This window comes from Entomohabitans teleogrylli (assembly GCF_001484765.1).
Classification (GTDB): domain Bacteria; phylum Pseudomonadota; class Gammaproteobacteria; order Enterobacterales; family Enterobacteriaceae; genus Entomohabitans; species Entomohabitans teleogrylli.
In genome coordinates, this window is record NZ_LLXO01000107.1 from 1 (window position 1) to 553 (window position 553).

General features: G+C 55.9%; 1 rRNA gene. It reads left to right on the forward strand.

The features are described from left to right. Nucleotides 1–553 (forward strand): 16S ribosomal RNA (locus AQ981_RS25455); the annotation flags it as partial.

The following is a 553-nucleotide window of genomic DNA, read 5'->3' on the forward strand; positions in this document are numbered from 1 at the left end:
AATGTCTGGGTATCTGCCTGATGGAGGGGGATAACCACTGGAAACGGTGGCTAATACCGCATAACGTCGCAAGACCAAAGTGGGGGACCTTCGGGCCTCATGCCATCAGATGAACCCAGATGGGATTAGCCAGTTGGTGAGGTAACGGCTCACCAAAGCGACGATCCCTAGCTGGTCTGAGAGGATGACCAGCCACACTGGAACTGAGACACGGTCCAGACTCCTACGGGAGGCAGCAGTGGGGAATATTGCACAATGGGGGAAACCCTGATGCAGCCATGCCGCGTGTATGAAGAAGGCCTTCGGGTTGTAAAGTACTTTCAGCGGGGAGGAAGGTGCTGGGGTTAATAACCGCAGCAATTGACGTTACCCGCAGAAGAAGCACCGGCTAACTCCGTGCCAGCAGCCGCGGTAATACGGAGGGTGCAAGCGTTAATCGGAATTACTGGGCGTAAAGCGCACGCAGGCGGTCTGTTAAGTCAGATGTGAAATCCCCGGGCTCAACCCGGGAACTGCATCTGATACTGGCAGGCTTGAGTCTCGTAGAGGGGGG